The organism is Corynebacterium bovis DSM 20582 = CIP 54.80, assembly GCF_030408615.1.
GTDB lineage: Bacteria > Actinomycetota > Actinomycetes > Mycobacteriales > Mycobacteriaceae > Corynebacterium > Corynebacterium bovis.
This window is the reverse complement of sequence record NZ_CP047187.1, coordinates 1,120,883-1,147,575: the sequence shown is the minus strand read 5'-3', so window position 1 is coordinate 1,147,575 and position 26,693 is coordinate 1,120,883. Positions and strand designations below refer to the sequence as shown.

The 26,693-nt window shown below is 72.9% G+C and carries 20 protein-coding genes; 2 read left to right on the top strand and 18 right to left on the bottom strand.

Annotated features, from left to right (window positions below):
- Positions 1-64: 64 nt before the first annotated feature.
- Positions 65-622 carry a murein hydrolase activator EnvC family protein gene (locus CBOVI_RS04510; protein WP_244925651.1) on the top strand — a complete coding sequence of 186 codons (558 nt, stop codon included), beginning with the start codon at positions 65-67 and terminating at the stop codon, positions 620-622.
- A 100-nt stretch (positions 623-722) separates the two neighbouring features.
- Here the strand turns inward: CBOVI_RS04510 and CBOVI_RS04505 are convergent, their stop codons facing one another.
- The 11 genes from CBOVI_RS04505 to betT (CBOVI_RS04455) form a co-directional block, all read right to left on the bottom strand.
- On the bottom strand, positions 723-1,643 hold the full coding sequence (locus CBOVI_RS04505; protein WP_010264454.1) for a tyrosine recombinase XerC: 921 nt from the start codon (positions 1,641-1,643) through the stop codon (positions 723-725).
- 149 nt (positions 1,644-1,792) lie between these two features.
- Entirely contained in the window at positions 1,793-3,139 is a 1,347-nt protein-coding gene (locus CBOVI_RS04500) for a DNA-processing protein DprA (RefSeq protein ID WP_232625862.1), read from the bottom strand.
- Positions 3,120-4,733, bottom strand: coding sequence for a YifB family Mg chelatase-like AAA ATPase (locus CBOVI_RS04495; RefSeq protein ID WP_010266991.1), 1,614 nt, complete (start codon positions 4,731-4,733; stop codon positions 3,120-3,122). The genes CBOVI_RS04500 and CBOVI_RS04495 overlap by 20 nt, the downstream gene beginning before the upstream one ends.
- The gene (locus CBOVI_RS04490) at positions 4,730-5,113 is read right to left on the bottom strand and encodes a YraN family protein (protein ID WP_010266993.1); all 384 of its coding nucleotides are present in this window, start codon (positions 5,111-5,113) and stop codon (positions 4,730-4,732) included. Before CBOVI_RS04490 ends, CBOVI_RS04495 begins: the two co-directional genes overlap by 4 nt.
- Before the next feature lie 171 nt (positions 5,114-5,284).
- Positions 5,285-5,593 (bottom strand): DUF2469 domain-containing protein, encoded by a 309-nt coding sequence (locus CBOVI_RS04485; RefSeq protein WP_010266996.1) that lies wholly within the window; start codon positions 5,591-5,593, stop codon positions 5,285-5,287.
- On the bottom strand, positions 5,590-6,336 hold the full coding sequence (locus tag CBOVI_RS04480; RefSeq protein WP_010266998.1) for a ribonuclease HII: 747 nt from the start codon (positions 6,334-6,336) through the stop codon (positions 5,590-5,592). The genes CBOVI_RS04485 and CBOVI_RS04480 overlap by 4 nt, the downstream gene beginning before the upstream one ends.
- A gap of 13 nt (positions 6,337-6,349) precedes the next feature.
- Positions 6,350-7,177 (bottom strand): signal peptidase I, encoded by an 828-nt coding sequence (lepB, locus tag CBOVI_RS04475; protein WP_010267000.1) that lies wholly within the window; start codon positions 7,175-7,177, stop codon positions 6,350-6,352.
- A 97-nt stretch (positions 7,178-7,274) separates the two neighbouring features.
- Positions 7,275-7,616, bottom strand: coding sequence for a 50S ribosomal protein L19 (gene rplS / locus CBOVI_RS04470; protein ID WP_010267002.1), 342 nt, complete (start codon positions 7,614-7,616; stop codon positions 7,275-7,277).
- A 238-nt stretch (positions 7,617-7,854) separates the two neighbouring features.
- Positions 7,855-10,293, bottom strand: a complete 2,439-nt coding sequence (locus tag CBOVI_RS04465; RefSeq protein ID WP_183273708.1) for a Tex family protein — start codon at positions 10,291-10,293, stop codon at positions 7,855-7,857.
- 24 nt (positions 10,294-10,317) lie between these two features.
- Positions 10,318-11,892, bottom strand: coding sequence for an aldehyde dehydrogenase family protein (locus CBOVI_RS04460; protein WP_125174151.1), 1,575 nt, complete (start codon positions 11,890-11,892; stop codon positions 10,318-10,320).
- 140 nt (positions 11,893-12,032) lie between these two features.
- Positions 12,033-14,192 carry a choline BCCT transporter BetT gene (gene betT / locus CBOVI_RS04455; RefSeq protein ID WP_125187186.1) on the bottom strand — a complete coding sequence of 720 codons (2,160 nt, stop codon included), beginning with the start codon at positions 14,190-14,192 and terminating at the stop codon, positions 12,033-12,035.
- 687 nt (positions 14,193-14,879) lie between these two features.
- Here betT (CBOVI_RS04455) and betA point away from each other — a divergent pair.
- Positions 14,880-16,652, top strand: coding sequence for a choline dehydrogenase (gene betA, locus CBOVI_RS04450; protein ID WP_029158078.1), 1,773 nt, complete (start codon positions 14,880-14,882; stop codon positions 16,650-16,652).
- Positions 16,653-16,810: 158 nt separating this feature from the next.
- Here betA and betT (CBOVI_RS04445) read toward each other — a convergent pair whose 3' ends face one another.
- The 7 genes from betT (CBOVI_RS04445) to CBOVI_RS04415 form a co-directional block, all read right to left on the bottom strand.
- On the bottom strand, positions 16,811-18,946 hold the full coding sequence (betT, locus tag CBOVI_RS04445) for a choline BCCT transporter BetT (RefSeq protein ID WP_125187187.1): 2,136 nt from the start codon (positions 18,944-18,946) through the stop codon (positions 16,811-16,813).
- A gap of 572 nt (positions 18,947-19,518) precedes the next feature.
- Complete coding sequence (gene trmD / locus CBOVI_RS04440; protein WP_010267591.1) at positions 19,519-20,502, bottom strand: tRNA (guanine(37)-N(1))-methyltransferase; 984 nt, start codon at positions 20,500-20,502, stop codon at positions 19,519-19,521.
- A 1-nt stretch (position 20,503) separates the two neighbouring features.
- Positions 20,504-21,076 (bottom strand): ribosome maturation factor RimM, encoded by a 573-nt coding sequence (locus CBOVI_RS04435; RefSeq protein ID WP_029157821.1) that lies wholly within the window; start codon positions 21,074-21,076, stop codon positions 20,504-20,506.
- A gap of 199 nt (positions 21,077-21,275) precedes the next feature.
- The gene (gdhA, locus tag CBOVI_RS04430) at positions 21,276-22,619 is read right to left on the bottom strand and encodes an NADP-specific glutamate dehydrogenase (RefSeq protein WP_010267586.1); all 1,344 of its coding nucleotides are present in this window, start codon (positions 22,617-22,619) and stop codon (positions 21,276-21,278) included.
- A gap of 182 nt (positions 22,620-22,801) precedes the next feature.
- Positions 22,802-23,341, bottom strand: coding sequence for a 30S ribosomal protein S16 (gene rpsP, locus CBOVI_RS04425; protein ID WP_010267582.1), 540 nt, complete (start codon positions 23,339-23,341; stop codon positions 22,802-22,804).
- A gap of 218 nt (positions 23,342-23,559) precedes the next feature.
- The gene (gene ffh, locus CBOVI_RS04420) at positions 23,560-25,185 is read right to left on the bottom strand and encodes a signal recognition particle protein (RefSeq protein WP_010267579.1); all 1,626 of its coding nucleotides are present in this window, start codon (positions 25,183-25,185) and stop codon (positions 23,560-23,562) included.
- A gap of 63 nt (positions 25,186-25,248) precedes the next feature.
- The gene (locus CBOVI_RS04415; protein ID WP_010267577.1) at positions 25,249-26,619 is read right to left on the bottom strand and encodes an ammonium transporter; all 1,371 of its coding nucleotides are present in this window, start codon (positions 26,617-26,619) and stop codon (positions 25,249-25,251) included.
- Positions 26,620-26,693 lie beyond the last annotated feature (74 nt).

Here is a 26,693-nt window from a genome sequence, read left to right as displayed (position 1 = left end):
CGGAACACCGCCGCGACACCGCGCCGCCGGGCGGGCGTGCGCCGTCCTTCTCTGCGTGGTCGCGGTGCTGACGGGGATCACCGTCCTGCCCGCTCCCCCGGCGGCGGCCCGGGCCACGCCCCACCCCTCACCCGGTGCCGCCTCGGCGGGCCCGGCCCGCGGCGTGCCGGCGGACGTCCGTGGGCACCCCGGCCGCCGTGGGCACCGCCGCCCGGTCCCGGGTGCGGTCGTCCGGGCCGTGGACATCCCGGACCGGCCGTGGGAGCAGGGCCACCGCGGGGTCGACCTCGCGGCCGCCCCGGGTGACCCCGTCCGGGCGAGTGCCGCGGGGACGGTCGTCTTCGCGGGGAGTGTCGCGGGGACGCCGGTGGTGTCGGTCGACCACGGCGGAGGCCTGCGGACGACCTATGAACCGGTCGTCGCCGATGTGCGGCGCGGGGACGTCGTCACCCGGGGTGCGGTGATCGGCCGGCTGGCCGACGCCGCGGCGCTGCCGTCGACGGCCCGCCGTGGGCCGGGGCTGTCGTGGGGGGCGCGGATCAGGGACCCCGCGTCGCCGGACGGACGGTACATCGACCCGATGAGTCTCCTCGGGCGGCCGACGGTCCGGCTGTGGGCGTGACACGGCCGCCCGGTCGGTCACCCACTGAGTCGGTCGCCCGGTCGGTCACCTGCTCAGGGGGACACCCGCTCCGTCAGTTTCCCGCTCGGTGGCCGGCCGCTCAGTCGGTCGCGCCGGAGCGCGGGTGCGCCTGCCGGTAGACCGCCTTGAGCCGCTCGGTGCCGACGTGCGTGTAGATCTGCGTCGTCGCCATGGAGGAGTGGCCGAGGAGCTCCTGCACGATCCGCAGGTCCGCTCCCCCTTCCAGCACCGCAGTCGCCGTGGAGTGGCGGATCCCGTGGGGGGAGAGCGTCGGGCCGCCCGCGGCGGCGGTGGCGGTCCGGACGACGGTCCGCACCTGCCGCGGGTCGATGCGGCCGCCCCGGACGCCGAGGAAGAGGGCGGGACCCGACGACGGGCCGCTGAGCCGGGGGCGCGCGTCGATCCAGGCCCGCAGGGCGGTCGCGGTCGACGGGCCGAACGGGACGACACGGGTCTTACCGCCCTTACCCGTGACCCGGACGGTGCGTTCGCCGGTGTCGACGTCATCCAGGTCGACGCCGACCAGTTCCGAGACGCGCACGCCCGTCGCGTAGAGCAGTTCGAGCATGGCCCAGTCCCGGGTGGGGACGGGGTCGTCGGTCTCCCCGGCCGCCTGTGCGGCGGCGTCGAGCATCTCCCGGGCACCGTCGGCCTTGAGCACCCGGGGCAGGTGGCGGTCGGTCTTCGGGGCCCGCAGCGGCGCCGCCGGGTTCGTCCCGACCCATCCCTGCCGGGCGAGGTACCCGCCGAAGCCGCGCAGGCTGGACACCATGCGGGCGACCGAGGTCGCGCTGTGTCCCGCCTCGACGGCCCAGTCGAGGACGTCGCGGCAGTGGTCGAGCGTGAACCCCTCCACGCCGTCCAGTCCCTCGCACGCCGCCCGGAGGTCCGCGCTGTACGCCCGCACGGTGTTCTCCGACCTGCCCAGGACGAGGCGGAGGTGGTCCATGTACATGTCGACGGCCTGGTCGAGGTCCGGTGGTGAGGCCATGTGCCCCATCCTAGGTCCGGGTCCGCCCGTCACCGGGGTGGGCCACCACGGGGCGCGGCCGGTCGCGTCACCGCGTCACCGGGAGCCCCGCCCGCGTCAGGTCGACCCCGCCCGGCCTCACCGGGAGCCCCGCCCGCGTCGGGTCCCGCGGGCCCGTGTCACCTCGTGGCCTTGACCCACCGGTCACCGTCGCGGACGACGAGCCCCCGCGCCTCCAGGTCACGGATCACCCGGACGACGACCGCCAGCGGCAGGCCGCTGCCCCCGACCAGGTCGTCCATCCTGCCCGACACGTCGCCCGGCACCCCGGCGGCGTCGAAGACCTTCAACTCGTCGAGTGTGAGGGTCTGGGACCCGGTGGCGTGGAAGTCGAGCTCGAGCTGCCGGGAGCTGTCGACGCTGCCCAGCGGCTCGATGAGCTCCCGCACGTCCTCGGCCCGCGTGACCAGCGCCGCCCGCCCGGAGCGGATGCGCTCGTGGCACCCGGTGAACCCGCTGGACGTCACCGGCCCCGGCACCGCCATGACCGGCCGGACGAGCAGCTCGGCCCAGTTGCACGTGTTGAGCGCCCCCGACCGGTACGGGGCCTCGACGACGACGGTCCCCTGCCCGAGCGCGGCGACGAGCCGGTTGCGGGTGAGGAACCGGTGCCGGGCCGGACGTGTGCCCGGCGGGTACTCCGTCATGACGAGCCCGGCGCGCCGGATGTCGCGGAACAACGGCCTGTTGGCGGAGGGGTACGTCACCCCGGGCCCGCACGCGGCCACCGCAACGGTCGTCCCCCCGGCGCGGAGGGCCGCGGCGTGGGCGGCACGGTCGATCCCCAGCGCCCCGCCGGAGACGACGGTGTACCCGGCGGCGGCGAGCGTCGACCCCAGCATCTCCGCGGCCTCCGTCCCGTAGCGCGACGGTGCGCGGGTGCCGACGAGGGTCACCGTCCGTCGGGTGGCGCCGGCGAGGTCGCCGTCCCCGGCGGTCCACAGGGCGAAGGGGTCCGCCACCTGCCCGCGCACGCCCGCGCCGTCCGACCCGGTGGCCGGGTCCGGTGCGCCCGCCGGAGCCGGGCCCGGGTGCGACGCCGCGCCCCCGCTGTCGGACACGTCCCCGGTGTCCCCCGCGTCCCCCGCGTCCCCCGCGTCCCCCGCGTCCCCGGCCCGGGTCCGGGGTCGGCGCAGATCCGGGAACCCGCCGCGGAAGCACGCGGGCCACGCCGGGTCGTCCGGTGTGACCAACCGGTACCCCTCGGCCTCCGCCGCCCGGAGGTCCGCGACCGGGTCGACCGTCCCCGGCCCCCGCATCCGGGTACGCAGTGACGGTGGGAGCCGCGCGTCACCACGCCGCATCGCCTCCACCAGCTCCTCGACCCGCGCCGGGGCCCCGCGGTCACCGTCGGGCCACAGCGCCGCGACGACATCGGCGTGGGACGCCTCGACAACCCTGCGCAACGTCACCCACGCGAGGAGACGCCGTCCCCCGGCGCTCATGTCACCGCCCCCCGTGGTCATGTCCGTCCTCCCCGTCGCCGAACAGTTCCACGGCGTCGAGCACCCGGCCGACGTCCGGCCGGTCCTCCCCGTCGACGTCCGCGATCGTCCACGCCACCCGCAGCGCACGGTCCACGCCGCGTTGACTGAGCTCCCCCCGGTGCAGCATGTCCCGCAGGACGAGCATGCCGGCCTCGTCGGCGGGGAAGTCCCGGCGCAGGACCGCCCCGGGCACGGAGGCGTTGTCCAGCCAGTCCCCCGCAGCGGACCACCGGTGCCGGGCGCGCGCCCGGGCCTCGATCACCCGCTCCCTCACGACCTGCGTCGACTCCCCGGAGTCCGCCTCCGCCGGGGTGAGGGTCGCGGCAGCCGCCCCGCGCGTGGTGACGAAGATGTCCACCCGGTCACGCAGCGGTCCGGACACGACCGTCGAGTACCGGCGCCGGGCGACGGCCGTGCACGTGCAGTCGGCCGGTGACTCCGCGCCGCACGGGCACCGGTTCGCCGCCATGATGAGCTGGAACCGCGCCGGGAAGTGGACGGTCCGCCGGCTCCGGACGAGGTCGACGACGCCACGTTCCATCGGTGTGCGCAGGCAGTCGAGGGTGCGACCGGAGGCCTCGGCGACCTCGTCGAGAAACAGCACCCCGCGGTGGGCGAGGCTCACCGCCCCCGGCCGGGCCCGCCCCGACCCCCCTCCGAGCAGCGCCGCCGGGCTCACCGTGTGGTGCGGGGCGATGAACGGCCGGACCCCCGCCCACAGGCGGTCGAGGTCCCCGGAGGCCCCCGCCACCGAGTGGACCGCCGCAGCCTCCAGCTGCTCCCGGCGGTCCATCGGCGGGAGGATCCCCGGCAGCCGCTCGGCGAGCATCGACTTGCCGGCCCCCGGGGGCCCGGTGAGCATGAGGTGGTGCCCGCCCGCGGCCGCGAGCTCCACGGCACGCCGGGCCTCCGGCTGCGCGATGACGTCGGCGAGATCCGGGGTGTCCCCGCCCCGGGCACCCGCCCCACCCGCGCCGGCCACCGGCGGCGTCACCGCCTCGAGGTCCCCGACGCCCCGCAGCCACCGCACCACCTCGACGAGACTGCGGGTCACGAGGACGTCGACGCCGTCGGCGTGGGCCGCCTCCGCCGCATTGCCCGCCGGGACCACCGCGCGGGGGACACCCCGTTCGGCGGCGTGGAGGAGCATCGGCAGCACCCCGTCGACGGGACGCACCTGCCCGTCCAGCCCGAGCTCCCCGACGAGGACCGTCTCCCCGAGGCGGCGGCGGACGGTCTCCGCCTCCTCCCGCAGCGCCCGCGACGCCCGGGTCGACGCCGCGGAGTGCGCCACCTGCGCGGCGATGACGGAGCACACCATCGCGACGTCGAACCCCGACCCCGCCTTCGGCACGGACGCCGGGGACAGGCTCATGACGACCCGGCTGCGCGGCCACTCGAGCCCGCTGTTCACCGTCGCTGACCGGACGCGGTCCCGGGCCTGGACGACCGCCGTGTCCCCGAGCCCCACGACGCTCATGCCGGGGAGGCCACGCCCGATGTCGCACTCCACGGTGACGAGCACGCCGTCGATCCCGTCGAGGGCCACCCCCAGGGCCTGCCCGACGCTCACCGGGTCACGTCCCGGTAGTGCGTCACCTCTCCGCCGGTGATGTCGATGACGTCGATGCGCACCGCCCGCGGCCGGATCTCCGGGTGCGCGGCGAGCCACGCGCCCCCGACGCGGGAGACCGTCCTCAGCTTCGTGGCGGTCACCGCCTCCGCACCCACCCCCATCGCGTCGGACGAGCGGTACTTGACCTCGACGAACACCACGTCCCGGGGGCCGTCCCCCGTCGGGCCGCCCGCCGCGCCGCCGGCCCCGACGGTGGCGACGAGGTCGACCTCCCCGCCGCAGGCCCGCACGTTGCGGTCGACGACCTCGTACCCCCTCGCCTCCAGGTAGGCCGCGGCGATGTCCTCGCCGAACCTGCCGATCTCACACGTGTCCACGGTCGTGCCGTCCCTCCCCGGGGCCCTCCCCCGTCACCCGGCCACGACGGTCGTCGCCGGTGCGGCGAGCATGCCACGGGACGCGGACCGTCGGGAGGGCGGGGACGACAGAAGGCCGGGTCCCTGTGGACAGGGCCCGGCCTGTGGACAACGCCCCGACGACGGGGCCGCTCAGCTCTCCGGCAGACGCAGCTCCGGCTTGTCGAGCTCCTCGATGTTCACGTCCTTGTACGTGATCACCCGGACGTAGCGCACGAAGCGCGCGGGACGGTACATGTCCCAGACCCAGGCGTCCGACATCCGGACCTCGTAGTAGATCTCCCCGTCGGCGTTCCGGGGGATGAGCTCCACGGCATTGGCCAGGTAGAACCGGCGTTCGGTCTCGACGACGTAGGAGAACTGGCTGACCACGTCCCGGTACTCCCGGTACATGGAGAGCTCAACGTTGGCCTCGTAGTCTTCCAGTTCCTCAGCGCTCACGACTGCGTGGTCACCTCTTCCTCGGTTTCGCGTCCACCGGCAGCCGCCCATTGAGCCCGGGCAGCCGCCACGTTCGCGTAAGTGTAGCGGTGTTCAGGACACCCGCCGTGGAGGCTCACCGACGCCATGTGCGCCTTCGTGCCGTACCCCTTGTGGCCGGCGAGGCCGTAGCCCGGGTACCGGGCGTCGAGCTCCACCATCACGCGGTCACGGGCGACCTTCGCCAGGACGCTCGCGGCGCTGATGCTCCGGCTGACCCGGTCCCCCTTGAGCACCGGCAGGTGCGGGAGGGTGAGGCCGGGCACGCGCAGCGCGTCGGTGAGGACGTACCCGGGCCGGACGTCGAGGGCCGCGACGGCCCGCCGCATCGCCGACGTGTTCGCCGGCTGGATCCCCCGCTCGTCGATCTCCGCGGCACTGACGTGCACGACGGCCCACGCCACCGCGACCTCCGCGATGACCGGTTCGAGCCGCTCCCGCGCCGCCGGCGACAGCTGCTTGGAGTCCGTCAGCCCGTCGAGCTCGGGCAGCGGACGGTCCGGGAGGATGCACGCCGCCGCGGTCAACGGACCGCAGCACGCTCCCCGGCCCGCCTCGTCGACCCCCGCGACAAGCCCCAGTCCGGCCCGGACGACCGCGTGGTCGAGCGCCCGTCCCCCGGTCACCCCGTCGCGCCCCGTCCGCCGCAGTGCCGCCCGCACGGGCGCCCGGAGCGGCGCCGCGGGGTGACCGGCACCGGACATCCGTCCCGCCACGTCACGACCCGGCGGGCGCCGCGTCCTGCTGGACGTCCGGCGAGTCGACCCCGCCGATCCGGGACAGCGGCCACACCCGGAACTCCACCTTGCCCACGACGTTGTCGACGGGCACGGTGCCCTGGAGCTCATCGCCCATGTGCGCCCGCGAGTCGAGGGAGTTCGTGCGGTTGTCGCCCATGACCCACAGGTTGCCGTCGGGCACGGTCACGGGGCCGAAGTAGTTGCCCTGGCACTCCTCGGAGCCCCGGACCCGGTCGATCGGCAGCGACGCGGGCCGCTGGATGAACGAGTCGTCGACCTTCCGCCCGTCGACCATGATCCCCGGGTCGCCGGCCTGGCACTGCACCGTCTGACCACCCGTGGCGATGACCCGCTTGACCAGCGCATTCTCGTCCGGGGCGAGGATGCCGACGTACGACAGCAGGTTCTCGACGCCGGAGATGAGGCCGTTCGACGAGCGCTTCGAGACGTACTCGCCGCCCCACGACTCCGGGCCGGCGAACACGACGACGTCGCCGGGCGACGGGCTGCCGCCGAACTCGTACGCGAGCTTGCTCACGAAGATCCGGTCCCCCGTGCACCCCGAGCACCCGTGGAGCGTCGGCTCCATCGACTCCGACGGAATCTGGTACAGCCGTCCCACGAAGCCCTGGAACAGCGCGAGGATGATCAACGCGGTGACGATGATGATGGGGAACTCGACCCACCACGGGTAGGTCTTCTTGCCCCCGGCACCCGACCCGCCGTCCTTCTCGGCCGCGCGTCGCGCAGCGACCTTGTCACGCTCACTCATCTGCCGTCCGGCGGTCCCGTTCGTGTCAGTCACGAACGGAGACGTTACCAGCCCGGCCGGACGGGACCGGACAATGCGGAACGCCCCGGCCACCGAGCGTGTCGGTGACCGGGGCGTGGCGCGGGGAGCGTCAGCGCTTCTCCTTGATCTTCGCCGCCTTGCCGCGCAGGTTGCGCAGGTAGTACAGCTTCGCCCGGCGGACCTTGCCGCGGGTGAGGACGTCGATGTGGTCGATGTTCGGGGAGTGCACCGGGAAGGTACGCTCCACGCCGATGCCGAACGAGATCTTCCGGACCGTGAAGGTCTCGCGGATGCCGGAGTTCTGGCGGCGGATCACGACGCCGCGGAACACCTGGACACGGGACTTCGCGCCCTCGATGACGTTGACGTGGACGTCGAGGGTGTCGCCCGGACGGAAGTCGGGGATGTCGTCGCGCAGCTGGGCGGCGTCGACCTTGTCGAGAATGTGCATGGCTGAATGTCCTTGCTGATCGTCTGGACAGAGGACCCTCGTGCGTCGCCGCCGCCACGGGGGCGGCCGACGGCCACGGGTTCATGCCCGAAACATGGAATTGTGCGGCGACCGGCCTGGGCCGGACGTCAACCGGAACAGTATGTCATCCGTGCCGGTCAGCGGACAAGTCCGCCGGTCGGCCCGCGCCGCGGTCACGGCGACGGCCGGTCACCGCACCGGCCGGTCGCCGGCCCCGTCACCGCCCGAAGCCCGCGCGACGCAGCGCCTCGGCCAGCGCCCCGTCTCCCCCGCCCTGCCGTCCGGCCGCCGGGGCGCCCTTCGCCCCGCCCGCATCACCGGACCGGCCACCGGACCGGCCCCCACGGCGGGGAGTGCCCCCGTCCCGGCCGTCGGCCGCCCCTCCCCGACCACGCCGGCCGCCGGATGCGCCCGACCCACCGGACCCGGACCGGCCGCCGCCGGCCCCCGCCCCGGCACCACCGCCACCGCCACCGGACCGACCGGATCCACCGGCACCACCGGAACCACCGCCGGGCGTCGGCTCGTCGTCAAGTCTCAGGGACAGACTGATCCGGGACCGTTCGACGTCGACGTCCAGCACCTTGACCGTGACGATCTCGCCGGACCGCACCACCTCGTGCGGGTCGCGGACGAACCTCCGGGCCATCGCCGAGACGTGGACGAGGCCGTCCTGGTGCACCCCGACGTCGACGAACGCCCCGAAGGCGGCGACGTTCGTCACCGTCCCCTCGAGCACCATCCCCGGGGTGAGGTCCCCGATCTTCTCCACCCCCGCCCGCAATGCGGCCGTGCGGAACTCCGGTCGCGGGTCCCGGCCCGGCTTGTCCAGCTCGGCGAGCACGTCGGTGACCGTCGGCAGCCCGTACCGCTCGTCGACGAAGTCCGCCGCCCGCACCCGGGACACCGTCCGCGTGTCGCCGACGAGCGCGGCGACGTCCACCCCACCGGCCGCGGCGATCCGCCGGACGAGCGGGTACGCCTCGGGGTGCACGGCGGAGGCGTCGAGCGGGTCCTCCCCGCCCCGGATCCGCAGGAACCCGGCGGCCTGCTCGAACGCCTTCGGGCCGAGCCGCGGGACGTCCATGAGCGCCCGCCGCGTCGGGAACGCCCCGTGGTCCTCCCGGTGCCGGACGATGTTCTCCGCGAGCGTCGCGGAGATCCCCGCCACCCGGCGCAGCAGGGCCGCGCTCGCGGTGTTGAGGTCGACGCCGACGGAGTTCACCGCGTCCTCGACGACCCGGTCGAGGCTCGCCGCGAGCATCGCCTGGTTGACGTCGTGCTGGTACTGGCCCACGCCGATGGACTTCGGGTCGATCTTCACGAGCTCCGCCAGCGGGTCCTGCAGCCGCCGCGCGATCGACACCGCGCCACGCAGGGCGACGTCCATGTCCGGGAACTCCTCGCTCGCCGCCTCGCTCGCCGAGTAGACCGACGCCCCCGCCTCCGAGACGATGACCGGGGTGACGCCACCGACGTCCGCCGCGATCTCCCGCGCGAGCTCGTCGGTCTCCCGGCTCGCCGTGCCGTTGCCGACCGCCATGAGCTCCACGCCGTGCCGCCGGCACAGCCCGGACAGGACCGTCACGGCCTCCGACCGGCGGTTCTGCGGCTGGTGGGGGTGGACGACAGCCGTGTCGAGGACCTTGCCCGTGGGGTCGACGACGGCGACCTTCACACCGTTGCGGTACCCGGGGTCGAGGCCGAGGGTCGTGCGCTGGCCCGCCGGGGCGGACAGGAGCAGGTCCCGGAGGTTGCGGGCGAAGACCTCGACGGCCTCCGCCTCCGCGCGCTCGCGCAACCGCATCCTCACGTCCACCCCGGAGGACACGGCGAGCTTCGTCCGCCAGGCGAAGCGCACACACTCGGCGCGGAAGCGGTCCGCGGCGTCGTCCCGGGGGCCGAGACCCGCCGCCTCGGCGACCATGCCCTGGTAGACCTCGTCGTCCCCGGGGTCGAGGGTGAGGCTCAACACCCCCTCCTTCTCACCCCGGAACAGGGCGAGGACCCGGTGCCCGGGCAGGTCCGTGAAGGGCTCGGCGAAGGAGAAGTAGTCGCGGTACTTCGCCCCCTCCTGCTCCCGGCCCTCGATGACGGTGCTCGCGAGGGAGCCCGTCGTGTACATCCGCTCACGCACGGCCCCGACGAGGTCGGCGTCCGTGGCGACCCGGTCGATGACGATTGCCCGGGCCCCGGCGAGGACCGCCGTCGCGTCGGCGAACCCGTCGGTGACGTAGCCCTCGGCGAGCTCGCGCGGGTCCGTGGTGCAGTCCGCGGTGAGGAGGTCGGCCAGCGGTTCGAGGCCGGCCTCGCGGGCGATCGTCGCCTTCGTCCGCCGCGTCGACCGGAACGGGAGGTAGAGGTCCTCCAGGCGGGCCTTCGTCGTGCACCCCTCGATGAGCGCGCGCAGGTCGTCGGTGAGTTTGCCCTGCTCCTCGACGGACCGGAGGACGGTCTCCCGCCGCTCCTCGAGCTCCCGGAGGTACGTCAACCGGGTCTCGAGGGTGCGCAGCTGGGCGTCGTCGAGACCCCCCGTCGCCTCCTTGCGGTAGCGGGCGATGAACGGGACCGTGTTGCCGTCGTCGAGAAGGCGCACGGTCGCGGCGACCTGCCCCTCCCCGACCCCCAGTTCACTGGCGAGTGTCGCGGTGATCATTCCGCTCATCGTAGCGGCCCGGGGTCAGCGCACCGCGAACCACCCGGTGACCGCCGGGGCGATGTTCCGGTACACGTGCTTGTGCTCCTGGTACTCCGCCAGACCGGTCGGGCCGAGCTCCCGGCCGTTACCGGACTGCTTCATGCCGCCCCACTCCGCCTGCGGGAGGTAGGGGTGGAAGTCGTTGATCCACACGGTGCCGTGCCGGAGCGCGCGGGCGACCCGCTCGGCGGTGCCGTCGTCCGAGGTCCACACCGCCCCGGCGAGGCCGTAGTTCGTGTCGTTGGCGAGGGCGACGGCCCCGGCCTCGTCGGTGAAGGTCTCGACGGTGACGGTCGGGCCGAAGGCCTCGTCGTGGACGCAGTCCATGTCCTGCGTGCAGTCGTCGATGACGGTGGGCAGGTAGTAGACGCCGGCGGAGAGGTCGGTGGCCCCCGTGCCGTGCGGGCCGTCGTTGTCCTCCGCCGTCGCCGCCCGGCCGCCGCAGCGGACCGTCGCCCCCTGCTCCCGGGCGCGGTCGACGTACGCGGCGACCTTGTCCCGGTGCTGCTCGGAAATGAGCGGGCCGGTCTCCGCCTCCTCGTCCCGGGGGCCGCCGATGCGGATCTGCGCGGCCCGGTCGGTGAGCCGGCGGACGAACTCGTCGTGGATCGACTCCTCGACGATGATCCGGGACCCGGCGGAGCACACCTGGCCCGAGTGCACGAACGCGCCGTTGAGCGCGTTGTCCACGGCGGCGTCGAGGTCGGCGTCGGCGAAGATGACGTTCGGGTTCTTCCCGCCGAGTTCGAGGGCGACGCGCTTGACCGTCTCCGCGGCGTTCCGGGCGATGACCTTGCCGGTCGCGAGCCCGCCGGTGAAGGACACCATGTCCACGTCCGGGCTCTGGGACAGCGGGTTGCCGCACGCCGCGCCCGCCCCGGTGACGAGGTTGCCGACGCCCGCCGGCAGGCCGGCCTCCTCGAGGACCGCCATGAGCAGCATCGCGGTGTGGGGCGTGAGCTCCGCCTGCTTGAGGACGAAGGTGTTGCCCGCGGCGAGACACGGCGCGACCTTCCACGCGACCTGGAGCAGCGGGTAGTTCCACGGGGTGATGAGGCCGCACACGCCGACCGGCTCGGTGTCGACGCGCGCCCGCACGCCCGGGTCGCCGGCGTCGACGACCCGGCCGGCCGCGTGGCCCGCGAGGGTGCCGAAGTACTCGAAGCTGGCGGCGATGTCGTCCATGTCGATCCGGGCCTCGACGAGGCGCTTGCCCGTGTCGGCCGCCTCCGCGGCGGCGAAGAGCTCGCGGCGGTCGCGGATCGTGGCGGCGACGCGGAGCAGCAGCGACCCGCGCTCGGTGGCGGGGGTCGCCGCCCACGCGCCGTCGTCGAAGGCGCGGCGCGCGGCGGCGACGGCCCGCAGGGTGTCGGCGTCGTCCGCCTCGGAGACGGTGCCGACGGTGGTGCCGTCGGCGGGGCACGTGATCGTGCGGGTCCCGCCGGCCGCCGCGGCCTCCCACCGGCCGTCGATGTAGAGCGAGGCCGGGCCGTCACCGGCGTGGACGCCGGAGAGCAGGTCGCAGGTGGTCGGGTCGAACAGCGGGGTCTCCGCCATGAGGTCTCCTTCAGGGTCTGAGGGTCGGATGGGTGAGATGGGTCAGGTCGGTCGGGTGTGTCGGTCGGGGTGCGCCGGTCGCGGGTCCGGGGTCCTGCGTGCCGGTCGGGTGCGGGTCCGGGTGGCCGGGGCCCGTCGGGTCAGTCCTCGTCCCAGGTCTCCCACGTGCGCACCGGTTCCGCCCCGTCGGACAGGTCCGAGCTGCCCGGGAGGTCGCGCTGCATGTGCAGGAACTCGAGGTGCCGCTCGTAGAGGTCGAGGACGTTGTTGATGAGCTGCCGCCGGGAGTAGCCGTAGACGTCGTACCCCAACGACCCGGTGAGGTCGTACACCTCGAGACGGTAGTAGCTCCGGTCCCCGGCGCGCACCGACGGCCCGTCCGACGCCGGGTCGCCGTCCCCGGTCGCGGTCGCGGTCCCGGTCCCCGCCGCCCCACCGGCGGCCGCGGCCGTGCCGGCGCCGGTGAAGCCCGGGATCCGGTGCTCGACCGGGTAGAGCTGGTAGCGGAAGTCCCGCTCCCCCGCCATCGTCACCTCGAGGTCGAGCTGGTCCGTCGCCCCGTCCGGGACGGCGGAGGTGAGCAGCTGCACGGTCTGGCCGCGGCGTTCGAGGGCGTGCGCGACCTCCTCCAGCGCCGGACGCGCCGTCTCCGCGAGGTACCGCCGGATGTCCGCGTCGGACGGCAGGGCGACGGCCCGGTCCAGGCGGTCCTCCCAGTTCTCGTCGGTCCGCCCCGACATCGCCCCGTGGAGGGCCACCGCGCGGGCGTCGGTCTGGTACGCCTCGAGCCGGAGGGACGTGAACAGGCTGTACATGATGAGGTAGATCACCACGGTGAACGGCAGGCCCATGACGATCGTCGCCGACTGCACGGTGGTGATGCCGTCGACCTGGAGCATCGTGATCGTGAGCACGCCGACGAGCACCGCCCAGAAGATCCGCGACCACACGGGGCCGTCCTGCCGGTTGTCCGTGATGCGGGAGGTGAAGTTCGACATGACGAGCGCCCCGGAGTCCGCCGAGGTGATGTAGAGCAGCAGCCCGATGAGCGTCGCGAGGCCGATGAGGAACCCCGCCCCCGGGTACTGCGAGAGCAGGTCGTAGAAGCCGCGCTGGGGTTCGTCGACGGCGGCCGCCCCGAAGGCGGCGTCCCCGCCCCGGACCCGTTCGATCGCCGAGTTGCCGAAGAAGCTCATCCACAGCAGGACGAAGACGAAGGGGATCGTCAGGGTGCCGACGACGAACTGCCGCAGCGTCCGGCCCCGGGAGATGCGGGCGAGGAAGAGGCCGACGAACGGCGCCCACGCCACCCACCAGGCCCAGAAGAACAGGGTCCACGCGCCGAGCCACGCCTTGGTGTGCTCGGGGTCGTCGCTGAAGGCGTAGGTGTCGAGGGTCATGCCGGGGAACGACGACACGTAGTCCCCGATGTTCATGACGAGCCCGTCGAACAGGAAGGCGGTCCGGCCGGTGACGACGACGTAGACCATGAGCGCGACGGCGAGGAGCACGTTGATCTCGCTGAGCCGCTTGATGCCCTTGTCCACGCCCGACACCGCGGAGACCGTCGCCACCCCGACGGCGACGACGATGAGGGCGGTCTGGGCGGTCGCCCCCTCCGGCACGCCGAGGAGGATCTTCAGCCCGTAGTTGAGCTGGACGACACCGATGCCGAGCGACGCGGCGATACCGAAGACCGTGCCGAGCATCGCGGCGATGTCGACCGCGTCGCCCACCGGGCCGTGGATCCGGCGGCCGATGAGCGGGTACAGCGCGCTGCGGATCGCCAGGGGCATATTGAGCCGGTAGGCGAAGTAGCCGAAGGCCATGCCCATGAGCGCGTAGAGCGCCCACCCCGTCACGCCGTAGTGGAACAGGGCGAAGACGACCGCGTTCTCCGCGGCCTCCCGCGTCTCGCCGTCCCCGACCGGCGGCCCGAAGTACTGGGTCACCGGCTCGGCGACGGAGAAGAACAGCAGGTCCACGCCGATCCCGGCGGCGAAGAGCATCGCGGACCAGGAGAACAGCCCGAACTGCGGGCGGGCGTGGTCCGGGCCGAGGCGTACCCGGCCGGTCTTCGCGACGGCGACACCGATCATGAACACGACCGCCACGGTCGCGGTGAAGATGTAGAACCAGCCGAGGTTCGTCGAGATCCACCCGGTGATGTCCCCGAGCGTCCGTTCGGCGGAGGCCCGGCCGAAGAAGGCGTAGGCGGCGACGGCGAGGACGCCGAGACCGGAGATGATGAACACCGGCCAGTTCGTCGCCGGGGCGTCGACCGTGCCCCGGCCCCGCATCGACCCGGCCACGTAACTGCCGACGATCGCGTGGGGGACCGTCGGGTCCGTCGTGCCCCCCTGTCGTTCCTGTCGTTCAGCTGCGTCGTCGTGCGCGTTCCCGTTCGGACTCACATCATCCCTTTCGCTGCCGTCGCCGACGGCGGGCCACCGGGGTCGCCCGCGTCGGTCTCTCCTCGCGGCGGGTCGTCGCCCGGGACCGCACCCGGTCCCGCCGACGCGCCCGCCTCTCTCGTCCCGCGTCTCACACTCGTCGTGTCCGTCCGGCGTCCGCGCGCCACCCGCCCCCGGGCCTCCCCGCCGGTCGGGTGGTCCCCGCGGACCGGCCTGTCCCGGCCCGGCCACCCCCGGACCGTCACGCCGGCCTCGTGCACCGGCGACGCCGCTGACCGGGGGTGTCCGTTCGCGGAGCCACTGAACGACGATACACAACCACCGTCACCCTTCCACCCCCACCCGGCCGCCACCCCCGTACCCCCGCTCGCGCCCCGGGGCCGGGACCCGCCGCCCACCGGGCGCCGTCGTGCCCCCTGGTACTAATAGACCCGGGAGCCGCCCGACCCCGCGCGGCCGTGAGGGGGCCGGCGGCGACGAGTGTGCAGCGACGACGGGCGGCACACGGAGCACAGCGCAGAGACCCACACGTACCGCAGGACGACGAGACCCGAGAGCGAAAGGACACGCATGATCAACCTGAAGAAGATCCTCCCCACGACGACACGCAGGACCCCGGACACCACCGGTGAGAAGAGGGACGTCGTCATCGTCGGTGGAGGCTCCGCCGGGTCCGTCCTCGCGAACCGTCTCAGCGCGGACGGGGACACCGACGTCCTCGTCCTCGAGGCCGGCCGCCCGGACTCCCTGTGGGACCTGTTCATCCACATGCCCGCCGCCTTCTCCTTCCCGATCGGCAACAAGCACTACGACTGGGCCTACGAGTCCGACCCCGAGCCGGAGATGAACGGCCGCCGCGTCTACCACGCCCGCGGCAAGGTCCTCGGCGGGTCGAGCTCCATCAACGGCATGATCTTCCAGCGCGGCAACCCCATGGACTACGAGAAGTGGGGCGCGCTGCCGGGCATGTCCACGTGGGACTACGCCCACTGCCTGCCCTACTTCAACCGCATGGAGACCTGCCTCGGCGCCGACGCCGACGACCCCCGCCGCGGCCACGACGGCCCGCTGTACCTGTCCCGGGGCCCGGCGACGTCCCCGCTGTTCCAGGCGTTCTTCCGTTCGGTGAAGGAGGCCGGCTACGAGCTGACCAACGACGTCAACGGCTACCGGCAGGAGGGCTTCGCGCCCTTCGACCGCAACATCCGCAAGGGCAAGCGCTGGTCGGCGGCCCGCGCGTACCTCCACCCCGTCATGGACCGGGACAACCTCGAGGTCCGCACCCGCGCCTTCACGACGCGGGTCCTCTTCGACGGCACCCGGGCCACCGGCGTCGAGTACGAGTGGAAGGGCGGCACGCACACCGTCCACGCCGACCGCGTCATCCTCTGCGGCGGGGCGTTCAACACCCCGCAGCTGCTCCAGCTCTCCGGTGTCGGTGACCGGGAGCTGCTGGAGAGCAACGGGATCGACGTCGTCCGCCACCTCCCCGGGGTCGGCGAGAACCTCCAGGACCACCTCGAGGTCTACGTCCAGTACAACTGCACGCAGCCGGTGTCCATGCAGCCGGCGCTGAAGTTCTGGAAGCGCCCGTTCCTCGGCCTGCAGTGGCTGCTGTTCAAGAAGGGCCCGGTGGCCTCCAGCCACTTCGAGGCCGGCGGGTTCGCCCGGTCGAACGAGAACGAGGACTACCCGAACCTCATGTTCCACTTCCTCCCGATGGCGATCCGGTACGACGGCACCCAGCCGGAGGGCGACCACGGCTTCCAGTTCCACGTCGGCCCGATGTACTCCGACGCCCGCGGGCACGTGCGGATCACCAGCAGGGATCCGCACGCCAAGCCGTCGATCCTCTTCAACTACCTCACGACCGAGCAGGACCGGCGGGAGTGGGTCGAGGCGATCAAGGTGTCCCGGCGGCTCCTCGACACCGACGCGATGAAGGAGTACACGGACGGCGAGATCTCCCCCGGCCCGTCGGTGCAGACGGACGAGGAGATCCTCGAGTGGGTCCGCAACGACGGCGAGACCGCCCTCCACCCGTCGTGCACGTGCCGGATGGGGGCGGCCGACGACGAGATGGCGGTCGTCGACCCCGAGACGATGCAGGTCCACGGCACCGAGGGGCTGTACGTGGTCGACGCGTCGGCGATGCCGAACGTGACCAACGGCAACATCTACGCCCCGGTCATCATGCTCGCGGAGAAGGCGGCGGACCTCATCAGCGGCCGCACCCCGCTGCCGCCGCTGAACATCCCCTTCTACCGGGCGAAGGCGGACATGCCGCTCTACGCCGAGGGCGAGTCGCCGCGCGACCACCGGCACGCGATCCCGGGCGCGGTCTGACACCACGGGCCTGACCCCGGCCGGTGCGGGCCTCCCCCGGGCCCGGCCGGCGTGAGTCCCCGGCCCGGCCGGTGCGGGCCTCCCCCGGGCCCGGCCGGTGTGAGCTCCCCGCCCCCCCCCGGCGGCCCGGCCCCCGCCCCCGACGGACCTGGGCCCCCTCAGTCCCCGTCGGGCGCGAAGTCGGCCGACCAGTCCGGCACCTCGCCGCCGTCGGCCACCCCGACGGCACCCCCGGGCGCGTCCCGGTCGAGGTGGAGGAACTCCCGGTGCCGGTCGTAGAGGTCGAGCACGTTGCCGATGAGCTGCTCCCGGCTGTACCCGGCGACGTCGTACCCCAACGACCCGTTGACGCCCGTCACCTCGAGGCGGGTGTACCGCCCGGTGCGGTGCAGGAACGCGGGGAGATCGTGCTCGACCGGGTAGAGCCCGTAGCGGAACTCCACCCCGTCGCCGAAGGGGATGAAGAGGTCGAGCTGCGGCACCGGCGTGCCCTCGACCGGGGTCGACGTCAACGTCACCGCGTGACCCCGCTCCTCCAGCGCCGCGGCGACGCTGCGCAGCGCCGGCCCGGCGACGTCACGGACGTACCGCGCGACGTCGTCGGCGTCCGGCCACGTGTCCGCGCGGCGGAGCCGGTCCCGCCACGCCTCCCCCGCCCCGGGGGCCGTCCCCGTCCGGCCGGAGATCACCGCGTGCGCGGCGAGCGCCCGCGAGTCCTCGCGCACGGCCTCGCGCCGGAGCGACGACCACAGCCCGTACATGATGAGGTAGATGACCACGGCGAAGGGCAGGCCCATGACGATGGTCGCGGACTGGAGCGTCGGGATCCCCCCGACCTGGAGCATGGTGACCGTGAGCACGGCCACGACGACGGACCACAGCACCCGCATCCACACCGCGCCGTCCTGGCGGGGGTCGGTGACCTGCGAGGAGAAGTTCGCCATGACGAGCGCCCCGGAGTCCGCCGACGTGACGAAGAACAGCAGACCGATGGCCGTCGCGAGGACGATCGTCACGGTCGGCCAGGGCATCCCCTCGAGCAGCATGTAGAAGCCGCGCTCCGGGTGGGCGACGGTCGTCGCCGTGAAGTCGCTGTCGCCGCGCACCACCCGGTCGAGGGCGGTGTTGCCGAACACGGCCGCCCACACCGCGACGAAGAAGAAGGGCACGACGAGCGTGCCGACGATGAACTGGCGCAACGTCCGCCCGCGGGAGATCCGGGCGAGGAACAGGCCCACGAACGGGGCCCACGCCACCCACCACGCCCAGAAGAACAGCGTCCACTGGCTCATCCACTCCCGCGTCGCCGCCGGGTCGGACGACCCGAGGCCGTCGAAGGACCCGGCGTAGGAGTACGTCTCGACGGTCCACCGCGGCAGGGACACGAGGTAGTCGCCGATGTTCGTCACGAGGGAGTCGAGGAGGAACCCGGTCCGCCCGGTGACGAGGACGAACGCGAGGAGCAGCAGCGCCAGGTAGACGTTGATCTCACTGAGCCGCTTGATGCCCTTGTCCACGCCGGACACCGCGGAGACCGTCGCCACGGCGACGGCGAGGACGACGAGCGCGATCTGCCACGTCACGCCCTCGCCGATCCCGAGCAGCTCGGACAGCCCGTAGTTCAGCTGGACCACGCCGATGCCGAGGGAGGCGGCGACGCCGAAGACCGTGCCCAGCATCGCGGCGACGTCCACGGCGTCCCCGACGGGGCCGTGGATGCGGCGCCCGAGCACCGGGTACAGCGCGCTGCGGATGGCCAGGGGCATGTTCCGCCGGTAGGCGAAGTAGCCGAACGCGAGGCCGAGCAGCGCATAGAGCGCCCAGCCCGACATGCCGTAGTGGAACAGGGTGAACACGACGGCGTCGCGGGCGGCGTCGGCGTCCTGTCCGGGCCCGACCGGCGGGTGCATGAACTGGGTCACCGGTTCGGCGACGGAGTAGAAGAGGATGGCGATGCCGATCCCCGCGGCGAAGAGCATCGCCGACCAGGAGAAGAGGCTGAACTGCGGCCGGGAGTGGTCCGGGCCGAGTCGGACGCGCCCCGATCGGGAGCACGCGACCCAGATCATGAACAGCAGCACGAGCGCCACGGTGAGGATGTAGAACCACCCCAGGCTGCCGGTGATCCACCCCGTCACGGCGGCGAGGCCGGCGCCGGCGCTGTCGGGGGCGAGGGTCGCCCACAGCGCCAGGCCGAGGGTGACGGCGAGGGTCACGGTGATGACCGGCCAGTTCGGGGCGGGGGTCGTGGGGTGGGGGGAGGTCGGCCGCCCGGCGGCGTAGGTGCCGAGGATCGCCCGGGGACGACGCTCCCCTCCGCCGTCCGGCGTCCCCGACCGCGGGTGGGGGTCGTCGCCGGGCGGGCGCGTGGCCGGCGACGCCCCCGCGGGCGTGCCGCCGCCCCGTCTGTCGTCCGGTCCGTCGGGATCGTCCGGGCCGTGGTGTGCCGCCGGGTCGCCGGCGGGTCCGGTCCCCCCTGGTCGTCGTGTGAGCCGCACGTCTGAGCATCCCCTTCCGTCGCTGGGTCTCGTCCCGGGCGGCGGTGTGCGGCAGTCGTGGCCGCCACCGCCCCCGGCCGGACGTCCGTGTCCGGGAGTGCGCACCCGGTGCGCGGCGGCCGACGGCGGATGCGGTGCCGTACCCCTCACGCACTAGTGCAGCTGTACCACTCTATACGGGGGTTCACGGTCTCCGCAGCGGAGGTGCCGGCCGGCGTGCGGGAACCGGGCGGTGCAGGAACGGGACGGCGCGGCGGGCGGGCCGTGCGGGAACGGGGCGGCGCGGCGGGCGGGCCGTGCGCGCGGGGAGCGGACCGGCACGAGACCGGGACCGACCAGGGCCGGCCGGGGAGGTCGGGCCGCGCGGGTTACGCCTCGTCCGGCGTCCCCCAGCCCTCCGCGCCGAGTACCTCCCGGTCCCGGCGGTCGAGCTCGACGGCGTCGAGGAGTTCGGGTCGACGCGCCACCGTCCGGCGGAGGGACTCGTCCCGCCGCCACCGGTCGACCTTCGCGTGGTCGCCGGACAGCAGGACGTCCGGCACCTCGCGTCCCCGCCACAACCGGGGCCGCGTGTAGCACGGGCCCTCGAGCAGGCCGTCCTGGAAGGAGTCCTCCTCGTGGCTCGCCCGGTTGCCGAGGACCCCGGGGATGAGCCGGACGACGGCCTCGGCCATGACGAGCACGGCGACCTCGCCGCCGATGAGCACGTAGTCGCCGATCGAGACCTCCTCGACCCGGTAGCGCTCCGCGGCGTCGTCGACGACGCGCTGGTCGATGCCCTCGTACCGCCCGCAGGCGAAGACGAGGCGGTCCTCGGTGGACCAGCGGGCCGCCGTCTCCTGGGTGAACGGCGCCCCCGCGGGGGTCGGGACGATGAGCAGGGGGCGGTCGTCACGGCCGGTGGTTCCGTCGTCCCCGGTCCCGGACCCGGACCCGGACCCGGACCCGGACCCGGACCCGGTGGTACCGGACCCGTCCCCCTCGCCGGTGCCCCCCTCGCCTCCGGACCCGTCGCCGCCGGACCCGGTGGTGCCGTCACCGTCGGTGACCGACCCGGCCCCCTCGTGTGCGAGCTTGTGTGCGAGCGCGGTCTCCAACGGGGCGCTCTCGGCCGCCGGGCCCGTGAGCGCGGCGACGTCGTCGAGCGCCGGCCCCCAGACCGTCGGCACCATCACCATCCCCGGCCCGCCCCCGAACGGGGAGTCGTCGACCGTGCGGTGGACGTCGTGACTCCACGAGCGGAGGTCGTGGACCGCGACCGTCATGATGCCGCGCTCGATCGCCTTGCCGAGCAGCGCGTGGCGGAGCGGGTCGAGGTAGCCGGGGAAGATCGTGACGACGTCGATCCGCACCTCAGATCAGCTCCAGCAACCCAGCGGGCGGGGTGATGACGACCGCGCCGTTGTCCACGTCGACGATGGGCACGACCGCGTGACGGAACGGCACGAGCACCGTCGTCCCGGCGGTGGGGAGGTCGGCGTCGTCGTCGACGGTGACCTCGAGCAGCGTCCCCGCGGGACCGTGCACGACCCCCGTGACCTCCCCGATGTCGACGGGTTCCGGCAGCTGCCCCTCGTAGGCCCGGGCGGCGGCGGTGTCCGCGTCGACCTGGCCGCAGTCGAGGACCCGCAGGCCCTCGAGCTCGTGGTCGTAGAACCCGTCGTCGGCGGTCTCGCGCGGCGGGGCCATGAACCGCATCCCGCGGAGCGTGTCGGCGGCCGTGCGGTCGGCGACCTCCGCGACGGTGACGAGGAGGCGGCCCTGGTGCGGCCGGACGGCCGTGACCGTGAGGGTCGACGTCCGCCCCGCCTGCACACCCGTGAGGATCTCCCCGACGGCGAAGCGCCCCTCCGGGTCGTCCGTCGTCGCGTCGACGACGAGCTCCCCCCGCACCCCGTGGGGCTTGATGACCCGGCCGATCTGCACGGCGTCCGGACCGGCCGGTCCGGGGCCGACGCCCGGCGTCCGCGGACCCCCGGGTCCCCGGTCCCCTCCCGCCGGGGCGGTGGCGGGGGTGGCTGCGGTGTCTCTCGTGTCCTTGGCACTCACCCGGGAGACATTACCCCGCGGCCGCTCCCCGCCGCGGCCCGGGGCGCGTCAGACGCGGTGCGTCACACGGGGTGCGTCAGATGACGCCCTGGGCGAGCATCGCGTCGGCGACCTTGCGGAAGCCCGCGATGTTCGCGCCGGCGACGTAGTCGCCCTCGACGGAGAACTCCTTCGCGGTCTCGTCGCAGGAGCGGAAGATGTTCCGCATGATGTCCCGCAGCCGCTTGTCCGTGTAGTCGAAGCTCCACGAGTCACGCGACGCGTTCTGCTGCATCTCGAGCGCGGACGTCGCGACACCGCCGGCGTTCGCCGCCTTGCCCGGGGCGAAGGCGATCTTCCGCTTCCGGAAGACCTCGATGGCCTCGGGGGTGCAGGGCATGTTCGCACCCTCGGCGACGTAGCGGACGCCGTGGTCGGCGAGCATCTTCGCGGACTCGCCGTCGAGCTCGTTCTGGGTCGCGCACGGGAGCGCGACGTCGGCGTCGATGTCCCAGATGTTGCCCTTCTCGTGGAACGTCGCGCCCGTCGCCTCGGTGGCGTAGACGGACACCCGCTCACGCCGGCGCTCCTTGACGTCCTTGAGCAGTTCGACGTCCACCCCGTCCGGGGTCGAGACGAACCCGGAGGAGTCGGAGAAGGCGACGACGGTCGCGCCGAGCTCCTGGGCCTTCTGGATGGCGTAGATCGCCACGTTGCCGGACCCCGAGACGATGATGCGGGCCCCGTGCATCCGCTCGTTGTGCGCCGCCATCATCTCCTGCGTGAAGTACACGGTGCCGTAGCCCGTGGCCTCGGTCCGCACGAGCGAGCCGCCCCAGTTGAGGCCCTTGCCCGTCAGCGTGCCGGACTCGTGGCGACCGGTCATGCGCCGGTACTGGCCGAAGAGGTAGCCGATCTCCCGGCCGCCGACGCCGATGTCCCCGGCGGGGACGTCGATCTTGTCGCCGATGTGGCGGTGGAGCTCCGTCATGAACGACTGGCAGAAGCGCATGACCTCCCGGTCGGACCGGCCCTTCGGGTCGAAGTCCGACCCACCCTTGCCGCCGCCGATCGGCAGGCCGGTGAGGGAGTTCTTGAAGATCTGCTCGAAGCCGAGGAACTTGATGATGCCGAGGTTCACCGACGGGTGGAACCGCAGCCCGCCCTTGTACGGCCCGAGGACGGAGTTGAACTGCACGCGGAAACCGCGGTTGACCTGGACCTGGCCGTTGTCGTCGATCCACGGCACGCGGAAGATGATCTGCCGCTCGGGCTCGGTGAGGCGCTGGATCAGTCCGTCATCCGCGTAGTGCTCGTCCTTGCGGAGCACGTACTTCAGGCTGTCGAGGACCTCTGCGACGGCCTGGTGGAACTCCGGCTCGCCGGCGTTCCGGGTGAGAATCTGGTCGTAGTAGCCCTTGACTGTCTTGTCGACGTCCACGGCACTCCCTTCCGTTCTGTCTGGCATGCCCGCCCGTTGGGACATTCGGTCCCAGTATATGAGTTCACCTGGTTCGGAACGACAAGTGTGAAATATCGCACAAGGGCGGCCGCACCCTTGCGAGTGCGGCCGCCCTTGTGCTGTTGCCCCTCATCGGGGCGGATCCGGTGACCCGGGGTCACCTACTCGGCGGAGGTCTCCTCCGACGCGGACTCCTCGGCGGAGCCGGCCTCGGCCTCGGCGGACTCGGCGGCCTTCGCAGCCTCAGCCTCCTCGGCCTCCTTCTTCGCGGCGGCCTCGGCCTCGGCGGCGGCCTTGGCCTCCGCCTCCTCCTTCGCCTTGCGCTTCTTCTCCGTGATGGCCTCGGCGGTCGGGGCGTCGGCCGCCTCGGCGAGCGCCTCGTTGAAGATGTCCAGCTTGGAGCGCTTCTCCGGCTGCGGCTTCAGCGTGCCCTCGGCACCCGGCAGGCCCTTGAACTTCTGCCAGTCACCGGTGACCTTGAGCAGCGCGAGGACCGGCTCGGTCGGCTGGGCGCCGACGGAGAGCCAGTGCTGCGCCCGCTCGGAGTTGATGCGGATCACCGACGGGTCGTTCTTCGGCTCGTAGATGCCGATGTTCTCGATCACCTTGCCGGAGCGGCGGGTGCGGGCGTCGGCGATGACGACGCGGTAGTGCGGGGTCCGGATCTTACCGAGACGCTGAAGCTTGATCTTGACAGCCATGACGGCTCCTATTCTCTGGTCACCGGGCAGTGCAGACACCCGCCGGACGGTTCCGGCGGGCCGGTTCAGCCCTTGGATTTACCCTGCGCGTGACCACCGGCCGACCGTGGACGGCGACGGTGTTGACGCAGCGAACCTGGGAAATCTTAGTCGATCGACCCGGCCGGACAAAATGCGGCGCATTCCGTCCGAACAGCGTTCCCCGGCCACTCCCCCGGTCAGCGCCCGGGCTTCCCGCCACCCTGACCGAAGTCCAGGTTGTCGAGGTCGATGTTCTCCATCCCCGGCGGCATCGCCCCGGACCCCATCTGCTTCTGCATGGCGCGCAGGTCCTTCATGGACGGCATCCCGCCGCCCCCACCGGGCATCCCGGGCAGCCCCGGCATGCCGGGCATCCCCTGGGGCATCTGCTGCTGCGGCCCCTTCTTCGGGGGCTTCCGCTTGCCGTTCTTGCCCTTGCGGCCCTTGGGCTTCTTCTTCGTCGCGCTGCGGTTCATCCCGCCCATGCCCATCTGGCCGGCCATCTTGCCCATCATCTTCTTCGCCTCGAAGAAGCGGTTGACGAGCTGGTTGACGTCCGCGACGGTCACGCCGGAACCGTTCGCGATGCGCTTGCGGCGGGAGGCGTTGAGGATCTTCGGGTCGGCGCGCTCCGCCGGGGTCATGCCCCGGATGATCGCCTGGATCCGGTCGAGCTGCTTCTCGTCGACCATGTCGGCCATCTGCGACATCTGGGACCCACCGGGCAGCATCTTGAGGATGTTGCCCAGCGGCCCCATCCGCCGGATCATGAGCATCTGGTCGAGGAAGTCCTCGAGCGTGAGCTCACCGGAGGCCATCCGCGCCGCGGAGTCCTCGGCCTTCTTCTGGTCCATGACCTGCTCGGCCTGCTCGATGAGACTGAGCACGTCGCCCATGCCGAGGATGCGCCCGGACATGCGGTCCGGGTGGAAGACGTCGAAGTCGGTGAGCTTCTCGCCGGTCGAGGCGAACATGATCGGCTTGCCGGTGACCTCGCGGATCGACAGGGCGGCACCACCGCGGGCGTCGCCGTCGAGCTTCGTGAGCACCACACCGGTGAAGTCGACGCCGTCCCGGAAGGCCTCGGCGGTGACGACGGCGTCCTGGCCGATCATCGCGTCGATGACGAAGAGCACCTCGTCCGGGTTCACCGCGTCGCGGATGTTCCGGGCCTGCGTCATCAGTTCCTCGTCGATGCCGAGGCGACCGGCGGTGTCGACGATGACGACGTCGCGCTGCGTCCGCTTGGCCTCCTCGACACCGGCCTCCGCGACGGACACCGGGTCACCGTGGCTCGTGCCCATCTCGTGGCCGTAGCTGTCCAGGCTCGTCCCGGGGTCCGGCGCGAACGTGGGCACGCCCGCCCGCTCGCCGACGATCTGCAGCTGCTGCACCGCGCCCGGACGCTGGAGGTCACAGGCCACGAGCAGCGGGGTGTGCCCCTGCTTCTCGAGGTGGTGGGCGAGCTTGCCGGCCAGCGTGGTCTTACCGGCACCCTGCAGGCCGGCGAGCATGATGACCGTCGGCGGCCGCTTCGCCAGCCGCAGCCGCCGCGTCTCCCCGCCGAGGATGCCCTGGAGCTCCTCGTCGACGATCTTGATGACCTGCTGGGCGGGGTTGAGGGCCTCGGACACGACGACGCCGTTCGCCCGCTCCTTCACCCGGCCGATGAAGGCCCGGACGACGGGGAGGGAGACGTCCGCCTCGAGGAGGGCGATACGGATCTCACGCGCCGTCGCGGCGATGTCGGCCTCGGTGAGACGCCCCTTGCCCCGGAGGCCCTTCAGCGCACCGGAGAGGCGGTCTGACAACGACTCGAACACTGGTGTAGCAACCCCTTCGTCGTGGGCGGGTGACTGACCCCCACACCTTACCCGTCGGGCGGGTCAGGCCGTCGTCCCCTCCCCCTGACCACCGGACGCGGCACTCCCGGCCGGCCCCTCCTCGACGTGGTACGCCGACTCGGCGTGGACGGCGAGGTCGATGCCCGCCTGCTCGTCGTCCGGGGAGATGCGCCACCCCAGCGTCGACCGGAGCACCAGGCCCACGACGACCGTGACGACCGCGCAGAACACCGCCGCCGCGCCGGCCTCGACGACCTGCACCGCGAGCAGGCGCAGCCCGTCGACCCCGCCACCGGTGAAGACACCGCACCCGGTCGCGACGAGCGCGACGCCGACCGTGCCCCACACGCCCGCGACCAGGTGCACGCCGACGACGTCGAGGGAGTCGTCGAACCTGAACCGGTACTTCAGGCCCACGCCGACCGCCGCGAGACCACCGCCGACCACCCCGAGCAGCAGGGCCGTGACCGGCGTGACGTCCCCGGCCGCCGGGGTCACCGTGACGAGCCCGGCGACGACACCGGACGCCGCGCCGAGGGACGTCACGTACCCGTCCCGCAGCTTCTCCACCGTGATCCAGCCGAGCATCGCGGCGCACGTCGCGGCCGTCGTGTTGATCCACGCCAGCCCCGCCATCCCGTTCGCGCCGAACGCGGACCCGGCGTTGAAACCGAACCAGCCGAACCACAGCAGCGCCGCGCCGAGCATGACGAGCGGGAGACTGTGCGGCCGGGCCTCCTCCTTCATGAAGGTGTGGGACCGGCCGATGATGAGCGCCAGCACCAGGCCGGCGACACCGGCGTTGATGTGCACGACCGTCCCGCCGGCGAAGTCGATGGGCGCGATCCGGGCGACGGCGTCCGCCCCCTCCCCGACCGTGCCGAACATCCGCGCGGCCAGGCCGTCCGCCGCCGGGCTCAGCAGGCCCCCGCCCCACACCATGTGCGCGAGCGGGAAGTAGGACAGCGTGGCCCACACGGCGGCGAACACGAGCCACGTGAAGAACTTCACCCGGTTGGCCAGCGACCCGGAGATGATCGCGACGGTGATGACGGCGAACGTCAGCTGGAAGGCGACGTCGATGACCTGCGGGTAGCCGTGCTGCCCGGCGATCATGAGCCCGTCGGGGGTGGTGAGGGCGCCGTCGAGCCCGAGGAACTGCAGCGGGTCGGCGACGATCCCGGCGAACGAGTGGTCCCCGTAGGACATCGACCACCCCCACAGGACGTAGACGACCCCGACGACGCCCATCGTCCCGAACGACATCATCATCATCATGTTCAGCGCGGACTTCTGCCGCGACATCCCGCCGTAGAACAGTGACAGGGCGGGGGTCATGAGCAGCACCAACGCGGCGCTGACCAGCATCCAGGCCGAGTCTCCGGCGGACGCGGCGATCTGATCCGGGGTCATGTGGGTCTCCTTCGGATGGGGCGGAGGGTCGGGCAGTCCCGTCCCGTGTGCCCTCATTCCAGGCGACCGCTGTT

What these genes read in the sequence shown, in the direction of transcription:
- CBOVI_RS04480 (WP_010266998.1), bottom strand. Translation starts at nt 6,336, where the DNA reads ATGTCCGGTGCCGGTCACCCCGCGGCGCCGCTCCGGGCGCCCGTGCGG.
- CBOVI_RS04500 (WP_232625862.1), bottom strand. Translation starts at nt 3,139, where the DNA reads ATGACCACGGGGGGCGGTGACATGAGCGCCGGGGGACGGCGTCTCCTC.
- CBOVI_RS04465 (WP_183273708.1), bottom strand. Translation starts at nt 10,293, where the DNA reads ATGATCACCGCGACACTCGCCAGTGAACTGGGGGTCGGGGAGGGGCAG.
- CBOVI_RS04460 (WP_125174151.1), bottom strand. Translation starts at nt 11,892, where the DNA reads ATGGCGGAGACCCCGCTGTTCGACCCGACCACCTGCGACCTGCTCTCC.
- rplS (WP_010267002.1), bottom strand. Translation starts at nt 7,616, where the DNA reads ATGCACATTCTCGACAAGGTCGACGCCGCCCAGCTGCGCGACGACATC.
- betT (WP_125187186.1), bottom strand. Translation starts at nt 14,192, where the DNA reads ATGCGGGGCCGGGGCACGGTCGACGCCCCGGCGACGAACTGGCCGGTG.
- CBOVI_RS04505 (WP_010264454.1), bottom strand. Translation starts at nt 1,643, where the DNA reads ATGGGGCACATGGCCTCACCACCGGACCTCGACCAGGCCGTCGACATG.
- CBOVI_RS04415 (WP_010267577.1), bottom strand. Translation starts at nt 26,619, where the DNA reads ATGACCCCGGATCAGATCGCCGCGTCCGCCGGAGACTCGGCCTGGATG.
- rpsP (WP_010267582.1), bottom strand. Translation starts at nt 23,341, where the DNA reads ATGGCTGTCAAGATCAAGCTTCAGCGTCTCGGTAAGATCCGGACCCCG.